The following is a 22,133-nucleotide window of genomic DNA, read 5'->3' on the forward strand; positions in this document are numbered from 1 at the left end:
GGGATATCCTGCCATAAAAGCAATGCGTTTTCTGCCGCTTAACTACGGCTCTGTACCTGCTCCAGATAATTCAGCCAGCTCTTCGCCTGATCACGGGTACCATTGTACGCACTGGCACGTTCAAAGCTGGAACGCGCCTGTTCATATTCGGCGCGGTTGATATCGGCAATGCCGCGCAGCAAAAGCAGCTCAGCCGCATCCGGCTTAAGCGCAACGGCCTTATCAATGCTGCGCTTCATGTCACTCCAGCGCTTGAGCTGCAGCTCCAGGTAGGCCAGCTGACGCCAGGTGTCATAATCCGGCTTGCGCTCGGCGATGCGCTGCAGGGTCTTGCGCCCCTGCTCATAGAGCTTAGCATCCAGCTGTGCCTGAGCCAGCAGGCGCTGGTGCTTGAGGGTATCACGCACAGTGCCCGCCCGCAGGGACTGCTGCAACACTTCGGCGGCGCGTTGAGGGACACCCTGCTGCATCATCAACTGCACCAGCCAGATATACTGTCGTTCTTTCTGCAGATGGCCACCAATCCAGGCGGCACGCAGCGTTGCCAGCGCATCAGCGTGACGCTCACGAATCTGATATACACTGGCCAGCTGCTCCCAGTACTGAGACTTCTGTGGATAACGTTCAGTCAGCAGTTCCAATACAGCTGTCGCGCCTTGCCACTGCTTAAGCTGGAAGTGTGCCGCCAGCTGCAGACGATACCAGTCTTCGGGGGCACGGCCTTTAATTCTGATTGCAGTCTTGATGGGATCAACGACTTTTTGCCATTGCTCCTGTTGCGAATAGCCCTGTGCAAGCAATAGATAGTCATCGGCACGAATTTCACTGTCTGCCATCCCGGCCGCACGCACCAGTTGCATCCAGTGCTCCAGAGACGCGGTACCCTTCTTCCATTGATCCAGTGTTAACTGCAATTGAGCCACCGTGTGCAGCAACCGGCGCTGATCCTGTTCGGTCAGTGCCTTCAGCGCCCAGGCGGCCTTAAACTGCTTCAGCGCTTCGGCCTCACGTTTCTGCTGAAGTGCCAGGTTACCGCGAAACTGGTGCATATAGGCTTTGCCTGGTGGGCTTAGATCCTGCTGCGCAAGCTTGTCCAGCACCTCGGTCGCCTTGGCGAACTGCTCTTGTGCCATCGCCTGTTGCGCTGCATTCAGCTGCTGCAGCACAAAAGGAGATATATTCACCGTTTCGGCCCGGACAGCACCGGTCAAACTCAGCAATAACAGTAACGGCAACAGAATGATCGTGCGCTTCATGCGATTACTCCAACTTGAATTCCAGACGCTGACGGGTTCGGAACGGCACGGCCTGCCCCCCTTCAGTCAGCGGATTGAAGCGCCAACGCAATAGCGCGCGCTCAACGGCACTGTCAAACATGCCCGGCGGTGAAGACTCGACTATTTCAAACGAGTCAGCGACGACATGCCCGGAGCGGTCCACCGTAAATTCGGCGACAACGAACCCTTCTATGCGACGCGTCAAGGCACGCCGAGGGTATTGCGGATTCATTCGTGATACCGGCGTAGCATTGAGGTTCATGCTGATACTCGGCGAAGGCGCCGGTGCCGCAACAGCCTGGGCAGCCGACAGATTCGCTGCAGCATTGATGCGAATGTTCATATCAAGGTTGGGCGCTGGCATATCCAGCGCAACCGTTGGCATATTGATCGCCGCCGTCTGCTGTATGGCGGGCGGTTGTGGTGTGTCCGGCTGCTGTATCACGGGCTCAGGTGGCGGCAGCGATTCCCGCTGGCGCAGTTGTACCTCGGAATCCAGCTTTAGCCGGTGAAGGTTGATGTTTGTATGATCCGTCATTACCGGTGGTTCACTGCGACCGATACCGGCAAGATGCGCCATCAACATAAACAGCAGCAGGCTGACCAGCACAGCCCCTGGCAGGAACAACAGCGCTCGCATCAACCCTTACCCTCGCGGGTGGCGACTGCAACCTGCTCAATACCCGACAGTTTCACCTGATCCATGACCTGTACCAGCAAACCGGTTTTAGCGTCCTTGTCCGCCTGAATCATCACACCCAGATCGGGCTGCTCCACCTTGAGCCGCTCCAGTGTGGGTCGAATCATACGGATATCCACCGGCTGACGATCCAGCCAGACTTCATCCTGCGCCGTAATTGCCAGCATCACGCCCTGGCTTTCCTGCACTTCAGACGTATCCGACACCGGACGTTCAATCTCGACTCCGGCCTCTCGTACAAAACTGGTCGAAACAATAAAGAAAATCAGCATGATGAACACGATATCCAGCATCGGCGTCATGTCGATTTCGGCATCATTTTCCAGCATTTCCAGATTGAGTCGTTGCCTCATCCTCTGGCTCCTGTGATATCAAGACGGGTACGTTGCAGCTGGCTCCAGCGGGCAAGACGGTTCCACAGCAGCAGTCCACTGACGGCCATTACCATGCCTGCCAGCGTTGGCAGGGTCGCACGGGCCACACCAGCGGCCATAAGACGCGGATTACCGGTACCGTTCAAGGCCAGGGTGTCAAACAGGTGGATCATGCCGGTCACGGTACCGAGGAGCCCGATCAGCGGACACAGCGCTATCAAGGTTCGTATCAACGGCAATGCCCCCTGAAGATCCAGCAGCAGATCCGCTCGTTCAAGGCCTCGCAGTGCGCCGGGCTGTTGCTTACGGTAGGCACGGATGCGACGCGGAAAATCGATCCAGCGAAACCAGAGCCGCTCCAGTAAAAGCGTCCACAGCAGCAGGCTGACCAGCAGCAGCGCCCAAAGCACAGGACCACCCGCCTTGAAAAAGCCCTCCAGTGCCGCCTGATACTGGGACAGATCAGGCAGCATGGCGCGCCTCGTCCGCATCACTGAGATTTGCACGCTGCGTGGCCAGCAAGGCCAGCCCCTTCTGCTGCAGCAGCTGCAGCAGGCGACGGCTGCGTGAAGCCAGCAGGCTGTGGCAGAACAGCAGCGGTATCGCCACACACAGCCCCAGCACTGTGGTCATCAGCGCCTGGGAAATGCCGCCAGCCATCAGTTTGGGGTCACCGGTTCCGAACAAAGTGATGCTCTGGAAGGTGCCGATCATACCGGTTACGGTGCCCAGCAGGCCCAGCAGTGGTGCAACGGCCGCGACCAGTTTCAGCAGTGTCAGGCCACGCTCAAGAATGGGGGCTTCCTTGAGAAGCGCCTCATCAACTCTCAATTCGGTTTCATCAGTCGTACGGCCCGCTTCTCCCGCCTGCATCACTCGGCCCAATGGATTATTGCTATGCGCCTGCTGCGGCTGGCGCAGCTGCTTGCGTACACTCAACTCGACTGTGATCGTGGTCATCAGTTTCCAAAGCGCAACCAGCAGACCAATGCCACCCAGCGACAGAATGATGTAACCCACCAGCCCACCCTGTGCGATGCGCGCCTTCAGATCGGGGGTTTGTGCCAGCAACGCCAACAGATTGCCTCGACTGGGGTCGACTACCACCACATTGCCCTGCCCGGCCATAAAATCACGGGCCTGCGTGATCACGCCACTGTCTGGCTGCACCGGCAACTGCTGCAACACACCGTTTTCATAGTTCAGATAGCGGCCTTCAGATGTCAGGGCCGTGAACGGACCAATCCTCAACACATTTGTTTCGGAGCGACTGCCATCAGGCTGCACCACCGAAGCGGTAAAGGGGGCAACCTCTCCCGTAGCAGTCATTTCCTGCTGCAGCAGGAACCAGAGTCCCTCCAGCTCGGCCAGTGAAGGAATACGCTTGAGCTCGGCGAAGGCCAATAGCTCATCACGCTGGGGATATTCTGCCGTGATCAAGGAGTCAGACAGCTGTCCCTGAAGTTCCTGTGCCTGCTGCTTGACCACACCAAACACCTCACCCAGCTGTCCGCTGCGCATGCGCAGGGCTTCGCCCTGCTCAGTTAACGCATCCTCATTGGCCTGAAATTCGGCCTTCAATCTTTCCTGCTCGGCTTCGGCCGCCGCCAGTCGCTTCCTTGCATCATTCAGCAGGGCCAACTGGCGATTATGATCACCCTGAAATGCCTGCAAGCGCTCGGCATCCTGACTGCGATCCCGAGATACATCTGAACGAATCTGCTGCAGCAATTTCTGCAATTCATCGGCCTGAGCCGGCACACTTAATATGATGGCACATGCCACGAGCGCGATCTTCATGACCTGTTTCACAGTGAACCTCCTGTCAGCTCAAGCGGCAGTTCCAACAACTCAGGTACAGACTGCTGACGCGCAACGCTGATCGCCTTGCGAATCGACCAGTTGTGCGATGCATCCATGACTTCCCAGCCATCTTCGGCTTTGCTCCAGCGACCACTCTCTTCACCATTCAACGTCTGGTAGTACAGCCCCACACGCCCCAGTCGAAGGAAGGTTACCTCTCGCTCCGACCCATTCTGGCTCAGCGACCCGGTCCAGGCTTCCAGCGTACGGCCATACTCGGCTTCGATTTGATAGGCTTCAAGAATCTGGCGATATTTCTCCGCCAAACTGACATCGGCCCGATCCATCAAACGTGCCAGCCTCTCCGTCCGTTGCTGGCGCTCTTCAAGCAGGAACGGCAGGTCAGCCGCGACGAACTGTTCCAGCATGGCCTGCATGCGAACCAGAAGAGGCAGCGTAGCCTGCTCGGTTTCAGCCAGTGACACCAGCTGCTCTTCAATATCGACAAGTTCACGGGACTGATCGTCAATCATGCGTGACAACTGCCGGTTGTAGGCTTCCACCAGATCGGCCTGACGCAGGATCGCACTGTACTCTTCGTAGTTTTCCCGAGTCTGGCGATCCAGCTGATCGATGTTACGCTGTACCTGTGCGCCTTCACGATGACTCTGTTGCAGTGTCTGCTGCGCCTGATCGAGTGGTCCTGCCTGGACCAGCAGCGACACTGAGCAGCCTAGTGCAAGCAAAGCGGCCTTACTGTGTATGGACTGCATGATTAACCCAATATGTAATTTTAATGAAAACGATTCGCATTATTTAATCTATTGTTTTGAAATGCAACCCTGAATTGGTATTGAAGCTCAGATACCTTGGTGTCGAATCGTCAGACCCAACAACAAAAAACCCGCCGAAGCGGGTTTTTTGTTACAGCGTATTCTTGCTATACCACAGCATCACACCGCCTTGTGGGCGATGATGTCCTTCCACTTGGCCGGACCGGTGGTGTGTACGGATTCGCCTGAAGTATCCACGGCCACAGTGACCGGCATATCCTTCACTTCAAACTCGTAGATCGCTTCCATACCCAGTTCCGGGAAGGCAATCACATCGGCATGGGTAATCGCCTTGGATACCAGGTAAGCTGCACCACCAACTGCCATAAGGTAGACGGCCTGGTTGTCCTTGATCGCGTCGATGGCGATCGGGCCGCGCTCGGACTTGCCGATCATGCCCAACAGGCCTGTGCTTTCCAGGATCTGACGGGTGAACTTGTCCATACGGGTAGAGGTAGTCGGGCCAGCCGGGCCGACCACTTCATCACGCACCGGATCAACCGGGCCCACGTAGTAGATGAAGCGACCTTTCAGATCCACCGGCAGCTCTTCGCCGTTGTTCAACATTTCAACCATGCGTTTGTGCGCGGCGTCACGACCGGTCAGCATCTTGCCGTTCAGCAGGATGGTCTCACCGACTTTCCACTCTTTCACCGCTTCCGGGGTGATCTCGTCCAGATTGACACGACGGGTATTGGCGCCGACTTCGAAGGTCACTTCCGGCCAGTCATCCAGGCTAGGCGGCGTCAGTACGGCCGGGCCGTTGCCGTTCAGGGTGAAGTGGGTGTGGCGGGTAGCGGCACAGTTCGGGATCATGCACACTGGCAAAGACGCCGCGTGAGTCGGGTAATCCATGATCTTGACGTCGAGAATGGTGGTCAGACCGCCCAATCCCTGAGCGCCAATGCCCAGGGCGTTGACCGCGTCCATGATTTCCAGGCGCAGCTCTTCGATACGGTTCTGCGGGCCACGCTCGCGCAGTTCGTGAATATCGATCGGGTCCATCAGCGACTCTTTCGCCATCACAGCCGCCTTCTCGGCGGTACCGCCAATACCGATGCCCAGCATACCCGGCGGACACCAGCCGGCACCCATGGTCGGTACGGTCTTGACGATCCAGTCCACGATGCTGTCGGATGGGTTGAGCATCGCCATCTTGGACTTGTTCTCGGAACCACCGCCCTTGGCCGCCACGTGTACTTCCACTTCGTCGCCTTCAACGATTTCGTAGTGGATTACCGCCGGGGTGTTGTCCTTGGTGTTCTGACGCTTGCCAGCCGGATCAGCCAGGATAGAGGCGCGCAGCACGTTATCCGGGTGCATGTAGGCGCGACGTACGCCTTCGTTGACCATGTCGGTCACGGACATTTTGGCGTCCCACTGAACGTTCATGCCCACTTTCAGGAATACGGTAACGATACCTGTGTCCTGACACAGCGGACGGTGGCCCTCGGCACACATGCGTGAGTTGATCAGGATCTGCGCCATGGCGTCTTTTGCCGCCGGGTTTTCCTCTTTCAGATAGGCTTCGTGCACACCCTGCACAAAATCGATCGGGTGGTAGTAGGAAATGAACTGCAGCGCATCGGCGATGCTGCTGATGAAATCATCCTGGCGAATAACGCTCATTGACGACTCTCCAATCTGGCTGGTTTGGGTTCACTGAGGTCGGGCCAGTCCAAAGACCGGCAGAATCTGGGGCCGCATTATACACCAAATTGGCCCCTTAACTTCTCGGGTATTGGTATTAGAACAGGGGCGGCAGCGGGTTGATCAGCGCTACACAAAACAACAGACCAAAGCCCAACAACAGTCGTGCCGTGGCAGGCGTCAGCGGAGCCCGCCGTTCAGCGGGTGCATTGAGCAGGCAAACCGGCTTAAGTGTCAGAAGCAGACTCGGCAGCAGCCAGAAGGCACCGGGCAGCAGCCCCAGTGCCAACAGCAATGCCAGCAGCAGGTAGGCCAGCGCCAGCAGTACGCAGTAAAGCCGCACCGAGAAATGATAGCCGACTCTGACTGTCAACGTATTGTGACCATCGCGCTGATCGGTTTCGTAATCTCTCAGCTCATTACTCAACAACAGCAGAGAGACCAGCAAACTCACCGGCAGCGATTGCAACACCAGCCCAGCCGTCACTGATGCACCCAACGCAACGGCACTGCCGCTGATCATCAGCACACCCATCAACCAGAACACCAGCACCACACCAAGCCCTCGACTCTTGTAGTTGACCGGTTTCAGGGTATAGCCCAAAGCACCTGCCAGCCCCAGCACACAGAGCAACAGGAAGCTTAGACCTCTGAGACTGACAAAATAGAGCGCGATGACACTGGCCAGCAGGAAGCAGACCATGCCCAATCGAAAATGCCGCTGTACTGCCTGTTCCTGCCACTCACTGCCCGGCTTTCGTCGTAACAGCGGCAAATCACTGTAGTCATTGATCAGGTTTACGCCAGCCTGCAGCAGCACGCCACCGATCAGTACCAGCACTGCCTGCAGCGAGTTGAATTGCCCCTGCTGCCAGGCCAGCAGCAGGCCGATCGAACAGGTGACAAGCGCGACCGGGAAGCTGAACGGGCGCACCGCACCGATGAAGGTATATTTGTCAGGAGTTTTCATTCAGGCCAGCTGCCCAACAAGGGTTATTCAAAAAAATGGGGAGCAAGGGCTCCCCACTGGATTGCGTGCGAGTCAGTGTGTATCAGCCACGCGCTGGCGCGTTGGGCAGGTCACGCATTAGCAGCGCATAGGTCATATCGGTATCGAAATCAACCGGAATACGCATGCGATGGCCGGAACCCGGTGCCACCTCTGCCGCCTGACCTTTCTTGTCCAGCATCTCCTGCAACACAAAGCGCTTGTTGCCGGCCGGGGTCATCAGCTCCAGAGTGTCGCCCTTCTTGAAGTGGTTTTTTACATCCACTTCAATGAAGCCGGTTTGGGCATCATGGCCGATGATCTCGCCCACAAACTGCTGATGTACGCCAACGGAGTTGCCGGTTTCATAGTTCTGGTACTCGTCATGCACATGACGACGATAGAAGCCTTCGGTATAGCCACGGTTAGCCAGGTTTTCCAGCGTATCCATCAGGCTCATGTCGAACGGCTTGCCTGCTACAGCATCATCGATCGCCTTGCGGTAGGCTTGGGCCGTACGCGCCACATAGTAATGCGACTTGGTCCGACCTTCGATCTTGAGCGAGTCCACGCCCATCTCGGCCAGCTTGTGTACATGCTGGATGGCACGCAGATCCTTGGAGTTCATGATGTAGGTACCGTGCTCATCCTCGAACGCCGGCATGTATTCGCCGGGTCGGGTCTCTTCCTGCAGCAGGAAGATGCGATCGGTCGGTTTACCCTCACCCAGTGCTGGTTGTGTTTCGTCAGCCCGTGCGTTGGGATCAAAGGACTGTACCGGCACCACATCACCGGATTCGTCTTCCTTCGCTTCGTGCGCGTCGTACTTCCAACGACAGGTGTTGGTACAGGTACCCTGGTTGGGGTCACGGTGATTGATGTAGCCGGACAGCAGACAGCGACCGGAGTAGGCGATGCAGAGCGAGCCGTGCACGAACACTTCCAGCTCCATCTCGGGACACTGCTGACGGATCTCGGCAACCTCGTCCAGTGACAGCTCACGCGACAGAATGATGCGCTCGATGCCGGCCCGATGCCAGAACTTCACCGAAGCCCAGTTCATTGTATTGGACTGAACTGACAGATGGATCGGCAGATCCGGGTACTTGTCCTTCACCATCATGATCAGACCGGGGTCGGACATGATCAGGGCATCCGGCCCCATCGCAATGACCGGGTCCAGGTCCTTCATGTAGGTCTTGAGCTTGGAGTTGTGCGGCATGATGTTGCTGGCAACAAAGAATTTCTTGCCCATTTCATGCGCAATACGAATCCCTTCGGCCAGATTGTCGTGCGTAAAATCGTTGTTACGCACCCGCAGGCTGTAGCGGGGCTGGCCCGCATAAACCGCATCGGCCCCGTAGGCAAATGCATACTTCATGTTTTTCAGTGTCCCGGCTGGGGACAGCAGTTCAGGTGTTCGCATAGAGTCTGTGTAATCTGAGTAGTTATAGGGCCTGGTTGCAGGCAGACAGGTGAACCTCAAACAAGGGTGTGTAAATGGAGCCACGCTCACCCGGGCGGCTCTGAAACAGCACCACTGAATCCGCCGGCGTGGTCAGTCCCGGTTGTGGCCAGCAGTCGGGCACTTCGAACCGGTTACTGGCCGGCAAACGAGCCAGCGTAATATGAGGTTTGAAATCGCGTTCATCATACCGAATTCCAGCTTCCTTGGCGATCTCGACCATCTGCCGGTGCAGCGCCATCAATGGCTCGCTTTCGCTCGTCAACGCTGCCAGCACGGCCAGACGCGGATTGGCCTTGTAATAAGCCAGCCGATCCAATTGCACCATAAAGCTGCCCTGCTGCTTAAGCCGCTCACGGCACAGCTGCTCCAACTCGGTAACCTGATCCAGTGTCACTTCACCTGTGAAACAGAGTGTCAGATGATAGTTGGCCGAGTCGACCCAGTGGGCATCCAGGCCCCGATCATAGGCACAGAGCGTATCAGCACAGTCGGACAACGGCCGTGCAATTCGCTCGGGTACCGGCAACGCAAAAAATGTTCTCAGATTCATGTCGTATGGCTGCACACGCTGCCAACAACAGCGCGAGCAGCCCTCACCTTCCTGTTATTTGGCAGCTTTTGCCATCAGTGTCTTTTGCGCCGGATGCGACAGTATCGACTTGATCCAGCGATGCACCTCGGGATAGGCACTGTAGTCAAATCCGCCCAGTTTGGGCCAGCTCAGCACCGTCGCACCGTGAATATCCGCAATGGTAAGATGATCACCACTAATCCATTCACGTCCCTGTAACTGCTGCTCCAGCGTCGGCAAAAACCGATTCAGCTCTTCACTAGCGCGCTCAATCACAGCCTGATCGGGATTATCCTTGTTGAACTTGAACTGGATCAATATATCCAGTGCCGGCACTTCCATCTGGTTACTGACAAAAAGTGACCAACGCAGGATATCAGCTTCCTCTTCCGGAGTAGTACCCCAAAGACGACCGTTGCCGTACTTGCGCGCCAGATAGAACAGAATCGCCTGCGTTTCGAACAGCACCAGATCACCATCGACCAGCGTGGGAATTTTTCCGGTGGGGTTAAGCGCCCGATACTCGCTGGATTGAGTCTGCTCACTGCGCGGCAGCATATCCACCGCTTCGTACTCCAGCCCCAGCTCTTCAAGTGCCAGCATCACCATGCCGGCACGGGAAAACACACTGCCATATACTTTGATCATGCTACTGCTGCTCCACTTTGAGTTGCAGATTGTTCAACTGCTGCCGAATACGCAACAGGTCCTGATTGATTTGACGTCGGGTTCCATCAATGGCGCTGATCGCCTGCTCATTCTGGCGGATCCGCTGCGCCAGCTCGGCACTGCCACCCTGCCCGTCTTGCAGGCCGGTCAATTGCTGAGTCAGCTGCTGTTGTACCTTGAGCCGACCTTCACTTTCCACTTTCAGGCCCTGCTCCAGAGTGGCCAGCTGCTGTGCCAGCCCCTTAAGCCGAGCATCCAGCCGTTGCTGCGAGCTGCTGACAGCAGATTTGGCAGCACTGGCCTCTTCAAGCGCCTTGCCTGCCTGAGCTGCCTGCTGGCGAACCGATTTCAGACTGCTGCCCAAGTCAGCCAGAGAACCTTCAAGTGTTTTCAACTGTTCGGCATGCGCATCCAGCTGAGGCTTGTTACGCTGATAGGCAATGGTCCACAGCTTGGCAATTTCAGAATCAACATGGGTCACTCGCTCGTTCACACGCCCACTCAGGTCTTCCAGCCGCTGCTGCAGCGTCTGACCGGATTGAGCTGCGCTGTCAGACGTAACCTCCAGCATCTCCTCCAGCACCTCTACCCGCTGCTGTGCCTGAGTCAAATCCTGTTCCAGCTGCTGCAAACGCCCCTGCTGTTCCGTAAGTGTGAAACCCAGGTAACCAACCCCGGCCACCAACAGCAGCAGGATCAACGTTATCAGAAGGCTGCCGCCCCGCCCCGCTCCCGCAGGAGCTGGTGTAACCGCCGCTCGTTCAGTGGGGGCGCTGGAAGAAGTGCGGGACACCGGCTCGACGACGATTGATTCCAGCCCGGCCGTGTCCAGACCTGGCTCCTTGCGTTCACTCATGATGTTTCAATTTCTCTGTCGGCGTTAAGCGCTCAACCCTAGCAGGTTTGCCGGGAACGAAAAAGCCCCGCGTATGCGGGGCTTTCAGGGCCATTAAAGGCGAGAGGGAGGCTGAATCACATCATGCCGCCCATACCACCCATTCCGCCCATGCCGCCCATATCCGGCATGCCACCGGTATTCTCTTCCGGGTGGTCGGCAACCATTGCTTCAGTGGTGATCATCAGGCCAGCGATGGAGGCAGCCGCCTGCAGTGCAGAACGAGTCACCTTGGCCGGGTCGATAATACCCATTTCCATCATATCGCCGTACTCTTCGGTACCCGCGTTAAAGCCGAAGGCTCCTTCACCAGCACGAACCTTGTCGACTACGACAGAGCCTTCGCCACCTGCGTTGCCCACGATCTGACGCAGCGGTGCTTCCATGGCACGCAGTGCCAGCTGGATACCGATGGTCTGATCATGGTTGTCGCCTTGCAGGCCTTCCACCTTGCTCAGCGCACGGATCAGGGCAACACCACCACCCGGTACCACGCCTTCTTCAACGGCAGCACGGGTTGCGTGCAGAGCATCGTCAACGCGGGCTTTCTTCTCTTTCATTTCCACTTCGGTGGCAGCACCCACCTTGATTACGGCCACACCACCTGCCAGCTTGGCAACGCGCTCCTGCAGCTTTTCACGATCGTAGTCAGAAGTGGTTTCTTCGATCTGGGTACGGATCTGCTGTACACGTGTCTCAATATCAGCCTTGGTACCGGAGCCATCGACAATCACCGTGTTTTCCTTGGTGATGTTGATGCGCTTGGCAGTACCCAACTGTTCAAGAGTCACCGTTTCCAGGCTCAGGCCGATCTCTTCAGAGATTACCTGACCACCGCTGATCACGGCGATATCCTGCAGCATCGCCTTGCGACGATCACCAAATCCAGGCGCCTTGACGGCACATACCTTGACGATGCCACGCATAGTGTTAACTACCAGCGTCGCCAGTGCTTCACCCTCAACATCTTCAGCTACGATCAGCAGCGGACGGGAAGACTTTGCAACCTGCTCAAGTGTTGGCAGCAGTTCACGAATATTAGAGATTTTCTTGTCTACCAGCAGGATGAACGGGTCTTCCAGCTCAGCTGACATGTTCTCTTGGTTGTTGATGAAATACGGAGACAGGTAGCCACGATCGAACTGCATACCTTCAACCACATCCAGTTCGTTATCGAAGCCGGATCCTTCTTCAACAGTGATGACACCGTCCTTGCCTACACGCTCCATCGCTTCAGCGATAATGCGACCGATTTCCGGATCAGAGTTGGCGGAGATGGTGCCCACCTGCGCAATCGCCTTGGAGTCTTCGCAAGGTACAGACATGGCTGCCAGCTGTTCTACAACCGCCTTAGCTGCCTTGTCGATACCGCGCTTCAGGTCCATCGGGTTCATGCCAGCGGCAACGGACTTCAGGCCTTCGTTCACGATCGCCTGAGCCAGAACGGTTGCAGTGGTAGTACCGTCACCGGCCACGTCGTTGGCCTTGGAAGCGACTTCCTTGACCATCTGTGCACCCATGTTCTCGAACTTGTCTTTCAGTTCGATCTCTTTGGCAACGGATACGCCATCCTTGGTCACGGTCGGTGCACCGAAGGACTTGTCCAGTACCACGTTACGGCCTTTCGGGCCCAGAGTTGCCTTTACTGCATCAGCCAGGATGTTCACGCCCTTGAGCATGCGCTGACGGGCATCATCACCAAAACGTACGTCTTTAGCAGCCATTGTTCACTAGTCCTGTATTCAGTATCGAGTTAATAAGTTGACGATTTGAGCGACGCGAAGCTGAGCTTTCAGTCTTCCAGGACGCCGTAGATCTCACCTTCCTGCATGATCAGCAGTTCATCACCATCGACTTTGACGGTGTTGGAGCCGGCATACTGACCGAAGAGGATCTTGTCACCCACTTTTACGGAAGGCGCCTGAATCTCACCGTTATTGAGAGTCCGGCCCGGACCTACTGCCACGACTTCGCCACGGTTGGGCTTCTCGGCTGCAGAGCCCGGCAGCACAATACCGCCAGCCGTAGTGGTCTCTTCTTCGCTGCGGCGAACTACAACACGGTCGTGAAGTGGACGAATTTTCATCTGGTTGTTCTCCTGGTATCTAGGATCCAATGCGATGTTGTTGTTAATGCGGACGCGATGCGCGATCCGAATTCAGGTTGCAACGTTAATGGGGGGAGCCTTCCGGCTTTTCAATGCCTGAACTGCAACTTTTTTTTGCAGCTGCAGAGCTCTCCATCCTGCAGCAGGAAATGGGGGGGACAGGGGGTGTTTTCAAGGGGCCGAACAGGATTTTTTATCGATCTCGATGGGTGATTTCACCTTCAATCGGGTCACGCTCTTCTACCGTTCTGTAGTCATCCGGATCTGCCGTGTACACGTGCATTTCTTCGGTCTGATTCCGGTGAGTGGCTGCCACTACGGTAAAGCGCCCGATCAGGGGTTTGATCAAGGCACGTCGTGCCGCCGGGATCAGGCAGCTGAAACCGATCACATCCGTCACAAAGCCCGGAGTGACCAGCAACGCACCACCCACCGCAAGCAGGATCCCCTCGGCCATCTCCTGCCCCGGCACCTCACCCTGATCCATGCGCTGCTGAGCGCGCGCCAGCGTCGACAGGCCCTGATGGCGCAGCATGTTGACACCGATAAAGGCGGACAACAGTACCAGTCCAACGGTGTACCAAGCGCCTATTGCCTGTCCCACCTGAATCAGGACGGTGATTTCAATGATTGGAATGATGATGAACAACAGAAAGAGAACGCGCATGTGACTCCTGCAAGGCAAGCTGGATATAACAATCGGACAGTCACATGATCGCTCAGTTCCGACCCAAAGTCATGCTGCCGTAACCAATCCAAGCATATAAGAGAAAACCCTTATTTTACAAAAAGTTAAGCTTTCACCCCTCTTATCTCTTAGACACCAAAACCCTCCATTATTAGTACATTTCATGACTTTTTTGCGACAGATATAGACTTTTTGGACGATGCAAATTAAATTGTTGCACTGCAACATGTTGCGGCGCACAATAAGAAACTACCATTTGATTAGAGGGGATTCCCGATGGAACTCAAAGATAAAGTGATCGTTGTAACCGGTGGAGGCCGCGGTCTGGGCCGCGCCATGGCGCTTGAATTGGCTGGCAAGGGTGCCAAGCTGGCACTGGTAGACCTGAATCAGGATGACCTGGACCAGACCGCTGGCCTGTGCATGGAAATGGGCGTCGAAGCACGCACCTACACTGCCAACGTGGCCGAAGAAGCCGATGTTGAAAAACTGTTTACCGATATCGTGCGTGATTTCAGCAGCATCAACGGCCTGGTCAACAATGCCGGCATCACCCGTGATGGCCTGTTCATCAAAGCCAAGGATGGTCAGGTGGTCGGCAAAATGTCGATGGAGCAGTGGAATCAGGTTATCGCCGTCAATCTGACCGGTACTTTCCTCTGCGCGCGTGAAGCCGCCGCCAAGATGATTGAGCTGGGCTGTGAAGGCTGCATTATCAACATCTCTTCCGTTTCACGCTCCGGCAACATGGGCCAGACCAACTACACCGCCACCAAGGCTGGCGTCGAGGCCATGGCTGTCACTTGGGCCAAGGAACTGGCACGCTACGGCATCCGTGCAGCCTCCATTGCACCGGGCTATATCGGTACCGAAATGGTAATGAGCATGAAGCCGGAAGCACTGGAAAAGATCGCATCCGGCATCCCGGCCAAGCGCTTGGGCAAACCGGAAGAGATCGCCAAAACCGTCACTTTCATTCTTGAGAACGACTATGTGAATGGTCGCTGTCTGGAAATTGACGGTGCACTGCGCATCTAGTTCCCCTGATGCAGCGCCGGCGTTCGCGCCGGCCTGCAGCACCCGCCTTTCGCTGTTGCACCAACCACTTTCCGCTATACTCGGGCCTTTCTGAATTAGCCGGACCCGCATCTATATGCCGCACTCATGGAAAGAAACCTTCTCCCGATACCGTGATATCCGCCTGCTGTGGATCTTTCTGATGGGATGCTCCAGCGGTTTTCCCTTTGTGCTGATTGGCAGCAGCCTCAGTGGCTGGCTTGCCGATGCTGGCACCAGCCGTGCTGACATTGGCCTGCTGGGAACCGTAGCCACCGTGTATGCGATCAATTTTCTCTGGGCACCACTCGTAGACCGAGTAAAGCTGCCACTGGTCGGCCGCCTGGGACAAAGGCGCAGCTGGATTTTCACTACCCAGATACTGATGTTGCTGTTCGTTTTGCTGATTTCCACCGTGGACCCAGCCTCCAATCTGGTTCTGGCAGGGGCTTTGGCATTGGGTATTGCCGCCAGCTCCGCCACACAGGATGTAGCCATCGATGCCTTTCGAATAGACCAATTTGCTCGTCATGAGAAAGAAAAGCTGCCCCCAGCCGCCGCAATGGCCATTATTGGCTGGTGGACCGGTTACTCATGGCCGGGCTACCTGGCCTTTGTTCAGGCTGATCGCATCGGATGGAACGGGGTCTACTTGCTGATGGCCGGCATCATTCTTCTATTAATGCTGTTTACCCTGATCGTACGGGAGCCGGTCACCTCACGAGACCTGTTGCAGGAGCAGGCTGATCGACGCTACCAGCAAGAGCTGCACAGCTCGAAAATCGTTGCCTGGCTGATGGTCACCGTGGTGGAACCGTTCGCCGAGTTCTTCCGCAAGAATGGTATCAAGGTCGCACTCATGCTGATGCTGTTCATATTCCTGTTCAAGGTGGGTGAGGCTTTTCTTGGTCGGATGTCGATTGTGTTCTACAAGGAAGTGGGGTTCAGTAATGAGCAGATCGGCGAATATACCAAGATGTTCGGCTGGTTTGTAACCGTGAGCTTTACCCTGCTCGGCAGTGCCTTTAACACCCGTTTTGGTGTTGTGCGTGGCTTGTTGCTGGGCGGTGTTGCGATGGCGTCCAGCAATCTGATGTTTGCGGTGATCGCTGCCGTCGGCCCGGTCGAGTGGCTGCTGGTCCTGACCCTGATTGTGGATAACTTCACCACAGCATTTTCGACCGTGGCGTTTGTCTCATTTCTTACGCTGCTGACCGGTCGCGCCTTCAGTGCAACCCAGTATGCACTGCTGGCCTCGTTGGGCAACCTCAGCCGGACCACGCTGGCCGGCCTCAGTGGCTACAGCGTTGACTGGCTGGGGAGCTGGGAGCGGTTCTTTATCGTCACGGCACTGATGGTGCTGCCATCACTGCTGATGCTCTGGACCCTGCGACATCGGTTTGATGCAATAGCCGTTGATGCCGATAACAAATGATATCAATTATCATTTACAATAAATTCTACGACAGATAGAGTAACTGCTGAACCGAATGACAGCAGGAGTCTGACATGACATTTCAAATTAACGCTTGGCTGGAGCATCCCCAACCCAGCCTCAGTATCAGCGATAAACTCAGCGGCGCAACTTTGATGGAGTGGAAAGGCCCACAGCTGCACCGGCTGTTCACTAAAGGAGGGCTGGTAGCAGAGGACTTCAGCCACTGTGGAGAGCAGGAACAGCAGGCGCTGGCACGCGAACTGTTTCTGCTCTGTTGCCAAGACTAGACTCAGTAAGCCGAGTACACACTCGGCTTTGCCCAATCAGTCACGGAAGTTGTTGAACTGCAGCGGCAATTCGACATCAGACTCACGCAGCAGCGCGATCGCCTCCTGCAGGTCATCGCGCTTTTTGCCGGTCACGCGCACCTTGTCACCCTGAATCTGGGTCTGCACTTTCAGTTTGGCATCCTTGATCACCTTGCTGATCTTCTTGCACAGCGGCTGGTCGAGTCCCTGACGCAGGACCACCTCCTGCTTCGCCTTCACACCGCCCAGATCCGGATCCTTGATCTCCATACACTTGATATCGATCTTGCGCCCGGTCAGCTTGGCCTTCAGCATTTCCAGCATCTGCTGCAGTTGAAAGTCCACTTCCGCTTCCAGTGTCACCACCTCTCCGCTGAGTTCATATGCCGCCTTGACACCCTTAAAGTCATACCGGCTCTGTAGCTCACGGTTGGCCTGATCGACAGCATTGGTTACTTCATGCATATCCAGCTCAGACACTACATCGAATGAAGGCATTTCAACTCTCCTGTTAATATCGGTTTCATCCCCGCCCGAAACGGGGCTAAGATCATGCTTTTTGGACCTGCGGAGTACCCATGCACTGGTACATTCTTGGCGCTGGCGCGATTGGACGCCTCTGGGCCTGCCTCTTCGAACACGGCTCTGTACCAACGACCCTTATGCTGCGCGACAAGGCTGCACTGAAAAGCTGGCAGCATGGCAACAGCATAGAGCTGCATGAGTCAGGTCAGGTACAGCGCTGCTCACCCAAAGCGGAAACCATCAACAACCCCAACCCGATCCGGCACCTGCTGGTCACAACCAAGGCCTATGATACCCTGACTGCGCTGCGTGCCATACAGCATCGGCTGCAACCCGACTGTCAAATTGTGCTATTGCAGAACGGTATGGGACAGCAACAGGCCGTGCTTGATCTGCTACCCGACTGCCAGCTCTGGGCAGCCACCACTACAGCAGGCGCCTGGCGCGAGCCACCCAACAGGCTGCACTCCATCAGCCGAGGCGAAACCCTGATCGGCCCACTGACCCCAGCTTCATCTGTTCTACCTGATGGTTGGGACCGGTTGCCTCTGACACTGACAGGCTGCAACGAAATTCTGCCGGTACTGTGGCGCAAGCTGGCAATCAATTGTGCCATTAATCCGCTGAGCGCCCTGGAAAACTGCCGTAACGGCGAACTGCTGCATAATCAGCATCGCCTGCAACTGCTGCGACAGGTTTGCACCGAAGTCGAGCAGGTAGCCGCAGCAGCCGGTATCACACTGTTTACTGAACCGCTGCATCAACAGGCAGAAGCCGTGGCACATGCGACAGGCGACAACCTGTCTTCTATGCTGCAGGATATACGCCATAAGCGACAGACGGAAATCGAACAGATTACCGGTTACCTCTGCCATCGAGCATCTGAATATGGCATTGCCACCCCACTTAATACGGCCCTGCTTCATCAGATCAGAACATTGACAATGGAAAGAGAACATCGGAATGACTGAACCGCACACACCGGATTACCCCTACAAAAAAAAGCTCAAGCGCGACATCTACGAAGCGGAAAAGCGCGAGCTGCAAATTGAGTTGCTCAAGGTACAGCGCTGGGTACGAGAAACGGGGCAGAAGATTCTGATCATATTCGAGGGGCGCGATGCCGCAGGCAAGGGAGGTACCATCAAACGCTTCATGGAGCACCTCAATCCGCGTGGCGCCCATGTCATTGCACTTGAGAAGCCAACCGAGCGTGAGAGGTCGGAATGGTATTTCCAGCGCTATATAAAACACCTTCCCGCTGCTGGTGAGATCATCCTGCTCGACCGTTCATGGTACAACCGCGCAGGCGTCGAGCGTGTAATGGATTTCTGCACCCCGTCGGAATACCTGGAATTCATGCGCGAAGCACCGGAGCTGGAACGCATGTTCGTGCGCAGTGGCATTCGACTGTTCAAGCTGTGGTTTGAAGTCAGCCGCGAGGAACAGTTCAATCGTTTCCAGTCACGCCGTACCGACCCGCTCAAGCACTGGAAACTTTCTCCGGTTGATCTGGCATCACTGGACAAGTGGGATGCCTATACCGAAGCCAAGGAATCGATGTTCTTTCATACCGACACGGCAGACGCCCCCTGGACCATTATCCGCTCTGATGACAAGAAACGGGCACGCCTGAACGCAATGCGCCATATTCTCAGTCATTTGCCTTATCCGGATCCGAATCCGGACATTCAGATCGAACCCGACCCTCTGATCGTACAAGCGGCACACATCAGCCTGCAGCAGCGAAGCCCATCAACGGAGCAGAACTAAGGAACCCACATGAGTAATCGTCTCACTCGAATCTATACTCGCAGCGGCGACAGCGGTACTACCGCTTTGGCCAACGGCCAACGCATCCCAAAATATCACCCGCGCATCGAGGCACTTGGTGATGTGGATGAACTCAACAGCCTGCTGGGGCTGCTGCTGGCTGAGATTGACATGCCGGACAGCCTGTCACCGCTGTTGCAGCGCATTCAGAATGACCTGTTTGATATCGGCGGCGAGCTGGCCGTAGCGGACCCGGATTACACTGTAATCACACAGGAAGTGGTTCTATGGCTTGAGCAGCAACTGGATAGCCTCAACACCGAATTGCCGCCACTGGAGGAGTTTATTCTGCCCGGCGGCAACCGTGCAGCCGCTCAGGCTCACCTCTGTCGCTGTGTGTGTCGGCGCGCCGAACGCCGAGTTGTTGAACTGGCCGGTACCGACAGTGTCAACCCGCAAAGTGCAGCTTACCTCAACCGACTCTCAGACCTGCTGTTCGTGTGTGCCCGTACACTGAGCCGCCTCAATAGTGGTACTGAAGTACTTTGGCAGCCACGCCGGCCAAAGTAGGCGCAGGTATTAACGCCTATGACGCAGGACCTCCAACCCAAGGCGGGCCTGCACCAAAAACTGGTTGAATACCCGAAATTCCTGATCCTCGACAATACTCCCCGGTGTGATTTTATCGGCATAGATTAAGCCGATCACCCTGTCATTAACGGCCAGAGGCGCCATGATGAAACCACGTGGATCCACCTGTTGCATGAACTCGGCTGGCAGTCGGTCACGCCAGCCCGGCTCATCGGTATCAGGCACCAGCAAGGTCATACGCTTATCCATCAGACGAAAGAACAGCGTAGCCCACTCATCATCGCGCCTTAGCTGAAAAAAATGACGCAGCGGTCGTCCATCGAGTCCCGACACCAGTTTTGCCCTGAGTTCCTTGCCTTCAGAACCGAGCATACAGAACGCCGAACGCTCCAAAGCACAGCTTTTTACAATCGCATCGACAGCCACTTCCAGCAGACTGGTGGCACCGGCCTGCTCACTGATGAGTTCGTTCAGCCGCTGCAGATAGATAAGCTGTTGTTCCATCCAGTGAGCTTTTTCATCCAACTGAGCCGATTCAAGCGGGGCCGGCACAACGTCAGGGTCGCGTCGACGGGCCTCTCGGGAGTGGACATAATAGGCCAACTTGCGGGTAGCTTCGTCCAGTGGCGCATCTTCAGACGCCTCGACACGAGGGCTGATGGTACTGTTCCTGAGACCGTACTCATCAGCCAAATCACACACCTGACGAAACGCTTCGCTGACATGCTGATCCAGGCTGTCCACCGGTTGCCGAGTAGCTGATGCCAAATCCAACATCAGCTCGGTGTAGTCCAGGTCACCGGAAGTATCACGTCGATAGATCAACTCCAACAGATCATGACAGCCGGCGGCCAAGCGATGATTCAGCTTGTCCTTCCCGTGCAGTTGATCGGCTGACAGCGGGTCCATCGCCTGTACTACGGTTTTTGGAAAGCCCCAGCTTTGCGCCAAATCCTGGCCTATGTCACTGAAGTGCCCACCCAGCGCCTGTAGCTGGATACGTGGCCACCCCTCTCGCTTGAGGGCACGCTGGCGCAGCATGTCGCGATAGGTATCCGGCAAGGTGAAGGCAACGATAATCTCCCCCAGTCCGTAGAGCAAACCACAGATATAGGTTTCCTCTATATCAACAGCCCCGGCCGCAGCGGCCATTTCCCGGGCGATGGACGCATTGAGAAAGGCACTGATCAGCAGCTGCTCGATCCCTGTATCCGGTTGCTCATCCCGAAAGCTTTCGATCAGCTTGAGGGTCATGCAGAGATTGTGAATCCGCTCAAAGCCAATCAGTACAACCGCTCTGGAGACGGCGCTTATTTTGCCCTGGCCTCGATTGTAGGTGTGGGTATTGGCTATCTTGAGCAGTTTGGCTGACAGGTTGGCATCTTTCATCACTGCCATGGCCAGTGCCATGGCATCACTTTGTCGGGAGCTGCTGACCTGACGAATACGATTCACCGTAGCACTGAATACAGGCAGGTCACCCAGACGATCCAGGCGGGCATAAATAGCGTTAAGTGTTTCCTGGTATTTCAATCTAGGCTGTCCTCACCGCAATATACTGTCGCAATTGGACGGCATTATATCAGAGTTACCCGCCGATCACGCCTTGATCCAGCGGGTACAGAAGAGTCTCTTCTAAGCTGCACAACGGATACTCGCTGTGACTGACATCAAGCCAAGACGCACTTGCACAGTATAGCTGAGGGCTACTCGACCAACCGCCTATGGACACGACTCTTGCGACAAGAATAATGGTTGATGCATGGGTTTCGGGATCGCTTTACTTTAATATGAAGGCGTTAACAGATTTTGTGAATGAGGACTGAGGCGTGGAACAAAGCAACATATGGATTATCACACTGATTGCCCTGGCGATCGGCGCCCTCATCGGTTATCTGCTGGGTCGTGCCGGTGGCTCTTCGAATCGCGAGCAAGAGCTTGTGGATGAATTGGACAGCGCCCGCAGCGAGCTTGAGCAGTACAGGACCAAAGTTGGTCACCATTTCGAGGAAACGGCCGAGCTGGTTAATGGTCTGAGCGAACAGTACCGCAAGGTGCACCAGCACCTCGCCAACAGCGCAGAGTCGCTTTGCCCAGGGCTACCGGCCTCAATGGCACTGCAGCATGAGGCACCGCCCAAACTGGGCCAGGACATTCCAACCGTGACAGATGCGCTTGATAACAGCGAACAGGAAGAGCTCCCGGAGCCACCGCGTGATTACGCTCCGAAGAAGTCCGACGAAGCGGGCACCCTGTCTGAAAGTTACGGCTTGAGCCGTAAAGAGCAGGCAGAAGCGGAAGAGCACACGAAAGCGCCTGCCGCCCATGATCCGACTGCTTACGGTGATGATGCACCGGAGGATGATACCCATAAGCGTTCTTCAGAGCAGAAGCCAAAAAACTGACCCTTCCGCCCGCT

At 55.9% G+C, this 22,133-nt stretch carries 24 protein-coding genes; 7 read left to right on the top strand and 17 right to left on the bottom strand.

Annotated features, from left to right (window positions below):
* Positions 1–38: 38 nt before the first annotated feature.
* The 15 genes from BLV48_RS00880 to BLV48_RS00950 all read right to left on the bottom strand — a co-directional run bounded on the left by BLV48_RS00880 (position 39) and on the right by BLV48_RS00950 (position 14,002).
* Entirely contained in the window at positions 39–1,256 is a 1,218-nt protein-coding gene (locus BLV48_RS00880) for a tetratricopeptide repeat protein (RefSeq protein WP_091821627.1), read from the bottom strand.
* Between the two features lie 4 nt (positions 1,257–1,260).
* Positions 1,261–1,917 carry an energy transducer TonB gene (locus tag BLV48_RS00885; protein ID WP_091821630.1) on the bottom strand — a complete coding sequence of 219 codons (657 nt, stop codon included), beginning with the start codon at positions 1,915–1,917 and terminating at the stop codon, positions 1,261–1,263.
* Entirely contained in the window at positions 1,917–2,330 is a 414-nt protein-coding gene (locus tag BLV48_RS00890) for an ExbD/TolR family protein (RefSeq protein ID WP_091821634.1), read from the bottom strand. Before BLV48_RS00890 ends, BLV48_RS00885 begins: the two co-directional genes overlap by 1 nt.
* Entirely contained in the window at positions 2,327–2,824 is a 498-nt protein-coding gene (locus tag BLV48_RS00895) for a MotA/TolQ/ExbB proton channel family protein (RefSeq protein ID WP_091821637.1), read from the bottom strand. The genes BLV48_RS00890 and BLV48_RS00895 overlap by 4 nt, the downstream gene beginning before the upstream one ends.
* On the bottom strand, positions 2,814–4,163 hold the full coding sequence (locus BLV48_RS00900; protein WP_254774940.1) for a MotA/TolQ/ExbB proton channel family protein: 1,350 nt from the start codon (positions 4,161–4,163) through the stop codon (positions 2,814–2,816). The genes BLV48_RS00895 and BLV48_RS00900 overlap by 11 nt, the downstream gene beginning before the upstream one ends.
* Positions 4,160–4,927: a DUF3450 domain-containing protein gene (locus BLV48_RS00905; protein WP_091821641.1), complete on the bottom strand. Its 768-nt coding sequence runs from the start codon at positions 4,925–4,927 to the stop codon at positions 4,160–4,162. The genes BLV48_RS00900 and BLV48_RS00905 overlap by 4 nt, the downstream gene beginning before the upstream one ends.
* A 180-nt stretch (positions 4,928–5,107) precedes the next feature.
* Positions 5,108–6,616, bottom strand: coding sequence for a fumarate hydratase (locus BLV48_RS00910; RefSeq protein ID WP_091821644.1), 1,509 nt, complete (start codon positions 6,614–6,616; stop codon positions 5,108–5,110).
* Between the two features lie 118 nt (positions 6,617–6,734).
* Positions 6,735–7,607, bottom strand: a complete 873-nt coding sequence (locus BLV48_RS00915) for a prenyltransferase (protein ID WP_091821647.1) — start codon at positions 7,605–7,607, stop codon at positions 6,735–6,737.
* An 82-nt stretch (positions 7,608–7,689) separates the two neighbouring features.
* Positions 7,690–9,051: a prephenate-dependent tRNA uridine(34) hydroxylase TrhP gene (gene trhP, locus BLV48_RS00920; RefSeq protein WP_091821649.1), complete on the bottom strand. Its 1,362-nt coding sequence runs from the start codon at positions 9,049–9,051 to the stop codon at positions 7,690–7,692.
* Positions 9,052–9,073: 22 nt separating this feature from the next.
* Positions 9,074–9,643, bottom strand: a complete 570-nt coding sequence (gene thpR, locus BLV48_RS00925; RefSeq protein ID WP_091822825.1) for an RNA 2',3'-cyclic phosphodiesterase — start codon at positions 9,641–9,643, stop codon at positions 9,074–9,076.
* Positions 9,644–9,697: 54 nt separating this feature from the next.
* On the bottom strand, positions 9,698–10,312 hold the full coding sequence (locus tag BLV48_RS00930) for a glutathione S-transferase family protein (RefSeq protein ID WP_091821652.1): 615 nt from the start codon (positions 10,310–10,312) through the stop codon (positions 9,698–9,700).
* Position 10,313: 1 nt separating this feature from the next.
* The gene (locus BLV48_RS00935; protein ID WP_091821655.1) at positions 10,314–11,189 is read right to left on the bottom strand and encodes a hypothetical protein; all 876 of its coding nucleotides are present in this window, start codon (positions 11,187–11,189) and stop codon (positions 10,314–10,316) included.
* 116 nt (positions 11,190–11,305) lie between these two features.
* On the bottom strand, positions 11,306–12,952 hold the full coding sequence (groL, locus tag BLV48_RS00940; RefSeq protein WP_091821658.1) for a chaperonin GroEL: 1,647 nt from the start codon (positions 12,950–12,952) through the stop codon (positions 11,306–11,308).
* A gap of 68 nt (positions 12,953–13,020) precedes the next feature.
* On the bottom strand, positions 13,021–13,314 hold the full coding sequence (locus tag BLV48_RS00945; protein WP_091821661.1) for a co-chaperone GroES: 294 nt from the start codon (positions 13,312–13,314) through the stop codon (positions 13,021–13,023).
* 214 nt (positions 13,315–13,528) lie between these two features.
* Positions 13,529–14,002 (bottom strand): FxsA family protein, encoded by a 474-nt coding sequence (locus BLV48_RS00950; RefSeq protein ID WP_091821664.1) that lies wholly within the window; start codon positions 14,000–14,002, stop codon positions 13,529–13,531.
* Positions 14,003–14,299: 297 nt separating this feature from the next.
* Here BLV48_RS00950 and BLV48_RS00955 point away from each other — a divergent pair, with 297 nt between their 5' ends.
* The 3 genes from BLV48_RS00955 to BLV48_RS00965 all read left to right on the top strand — a co-directional run bounded on the left by BLV48_RS00955 (position 14,300) and on the right by BLV48_RS00965 (position 16,804).
* Entirely contained in the window at positions 14,300–15,061 is a 762-nt protein-coding gene (locus BLV48_RS00955; protein WP_091821667.1) for an SDR family oxidoreductase, read from the top strand.
* 115 nt (positions 15,062–15,176) lie between these two features.
* The gene (locus BLV48_RS00960) at positions 15,177–16,514 is read left to right on the top strand and encodes an AmpG family muropeptide MFS transporter (protein ID WP_091821670.1); all 1,338 of its coding nucleotides are present in this window, start codon (positions 15,177–15,179) and stop codon (positions 16,512–16,514) included.
* Between the two features lie 74 nt (positions 16,515–16,588).
* Positions 16,589–16,804: a hypothetical protein gene (locus BLV48_RS00965; protein ID WP_091821675.1), complete on the top strand. Its 216-nt coding sequence runs from the start codon at positions 16,589–16,591 to the stop codon at positions 16,802–16,804.
* Between the two features lie 36 nt (positions 16,805–16,840).
* Here BLV48_RS00965 and BLV48_RS00970 read toward each other — a convergent pair whose 3' ends face one another.
* Positions 16,841–17,323, bottom strand: coding sequence for a YajQ family cyclic di-GMP-binding protein (locus tag BLV48_RS00970; protein ID WP_091821678.1), 483 nt, complete (start codon positions 17,321–17,323; stop codon positions 16,841–16,843).
* 80 nt (positions 17,324–17,403) lie between these two features.
* Here BLV48_RS00970 and BLV48_RS00975 point away from each other — a divergent pair, with 80 nt between their 5' ends.
* The 3 genes from BLV48_RS00975 to BLV48_RS00985 are packed head-to-tail and all read left to right on the top strand — an operon-like array spanning position 17,404 to position 19,693.
* On the top strand, positions 17,404–18,321 hold the full coding sequence (locus BLV48_RS00975; RefSeq protein ID WP_091821681.1) for a ketopantoate reductase family protein: 918 nt from the start codon (positions 17,404–17,406) through the stop codon (positions 18,319–18,321).
* Complete coding sequence (ppk2, locus tag BLV48_RS00980; protein ID WP_091821683.1) at positions 18,314–19,123, top strand: polyphosphate kinase 2; 810 nt, start codon at positions 18,314–18,316, stop codon at positions 19,121–19,123. The genes BLV48_RS00975 and ppk2 overlap by 8 nt, the downstream gene beginning before the upstream one ends.
* 9 nt (positions 19,124–19,132) lie before the next feature.
* Positions 19,133–19,693, top strand: a complete 561-nt coding sequence (locus BLV48_RS00985) for a cob(I)yrinic acid a,c-diamide adenosyltransferase (RefSeq protein WP_091821686.1) — start codon at positions 19,133–19,135, stop codon at positions 19,691–19,693.
* A gap of 9 nt (positions 19,694–19,702) precedes the next feature.
* On the opposite strand, the gene BLV48_RS00990 is transcribed toward BLV48_RS00985, so the two are convergent.
* Positions 19,703–21,247, bottom strand: coding sequence for an HDOD domain-containing protein (locus BLV48_RS00990; protein WP_091821689.1), 1,545 nt, complete (start codon positions 21,245–21,247; stop codon positions 19,703–19,705).
* A 296-nt stretch (positions 21,248–21,543) separates the two neighbouring features.
* On the opposite strand from BLV48_RS00990, the gene BLV48_RS00995 reads away from it, so the two are divergent.
* On the top strand, positions 21,544–22,119 hold the full coding sequence (locus tag BLV48_RS00995) for a Z-ring associated ZapG family protein (RefSeq protein WP_091821692.1): 576 nt from the start codon (positions 21,544–21,546) through the stop codon (positions 22,117–22,119).
* Positions 22,120–22,133 lie beyond the last annotated feature (14 nt).

The organism is Marinobacterium iners DSM 11526 (assembly GCF_900107855.1).
Classification (GTDB): domain Bacteria; phylum Pseudomonadota; class Gammaproteobacteria; order Pseudomonadales; family Balneatricaceae; genus Marinobacterium; species Marinobacterium iners.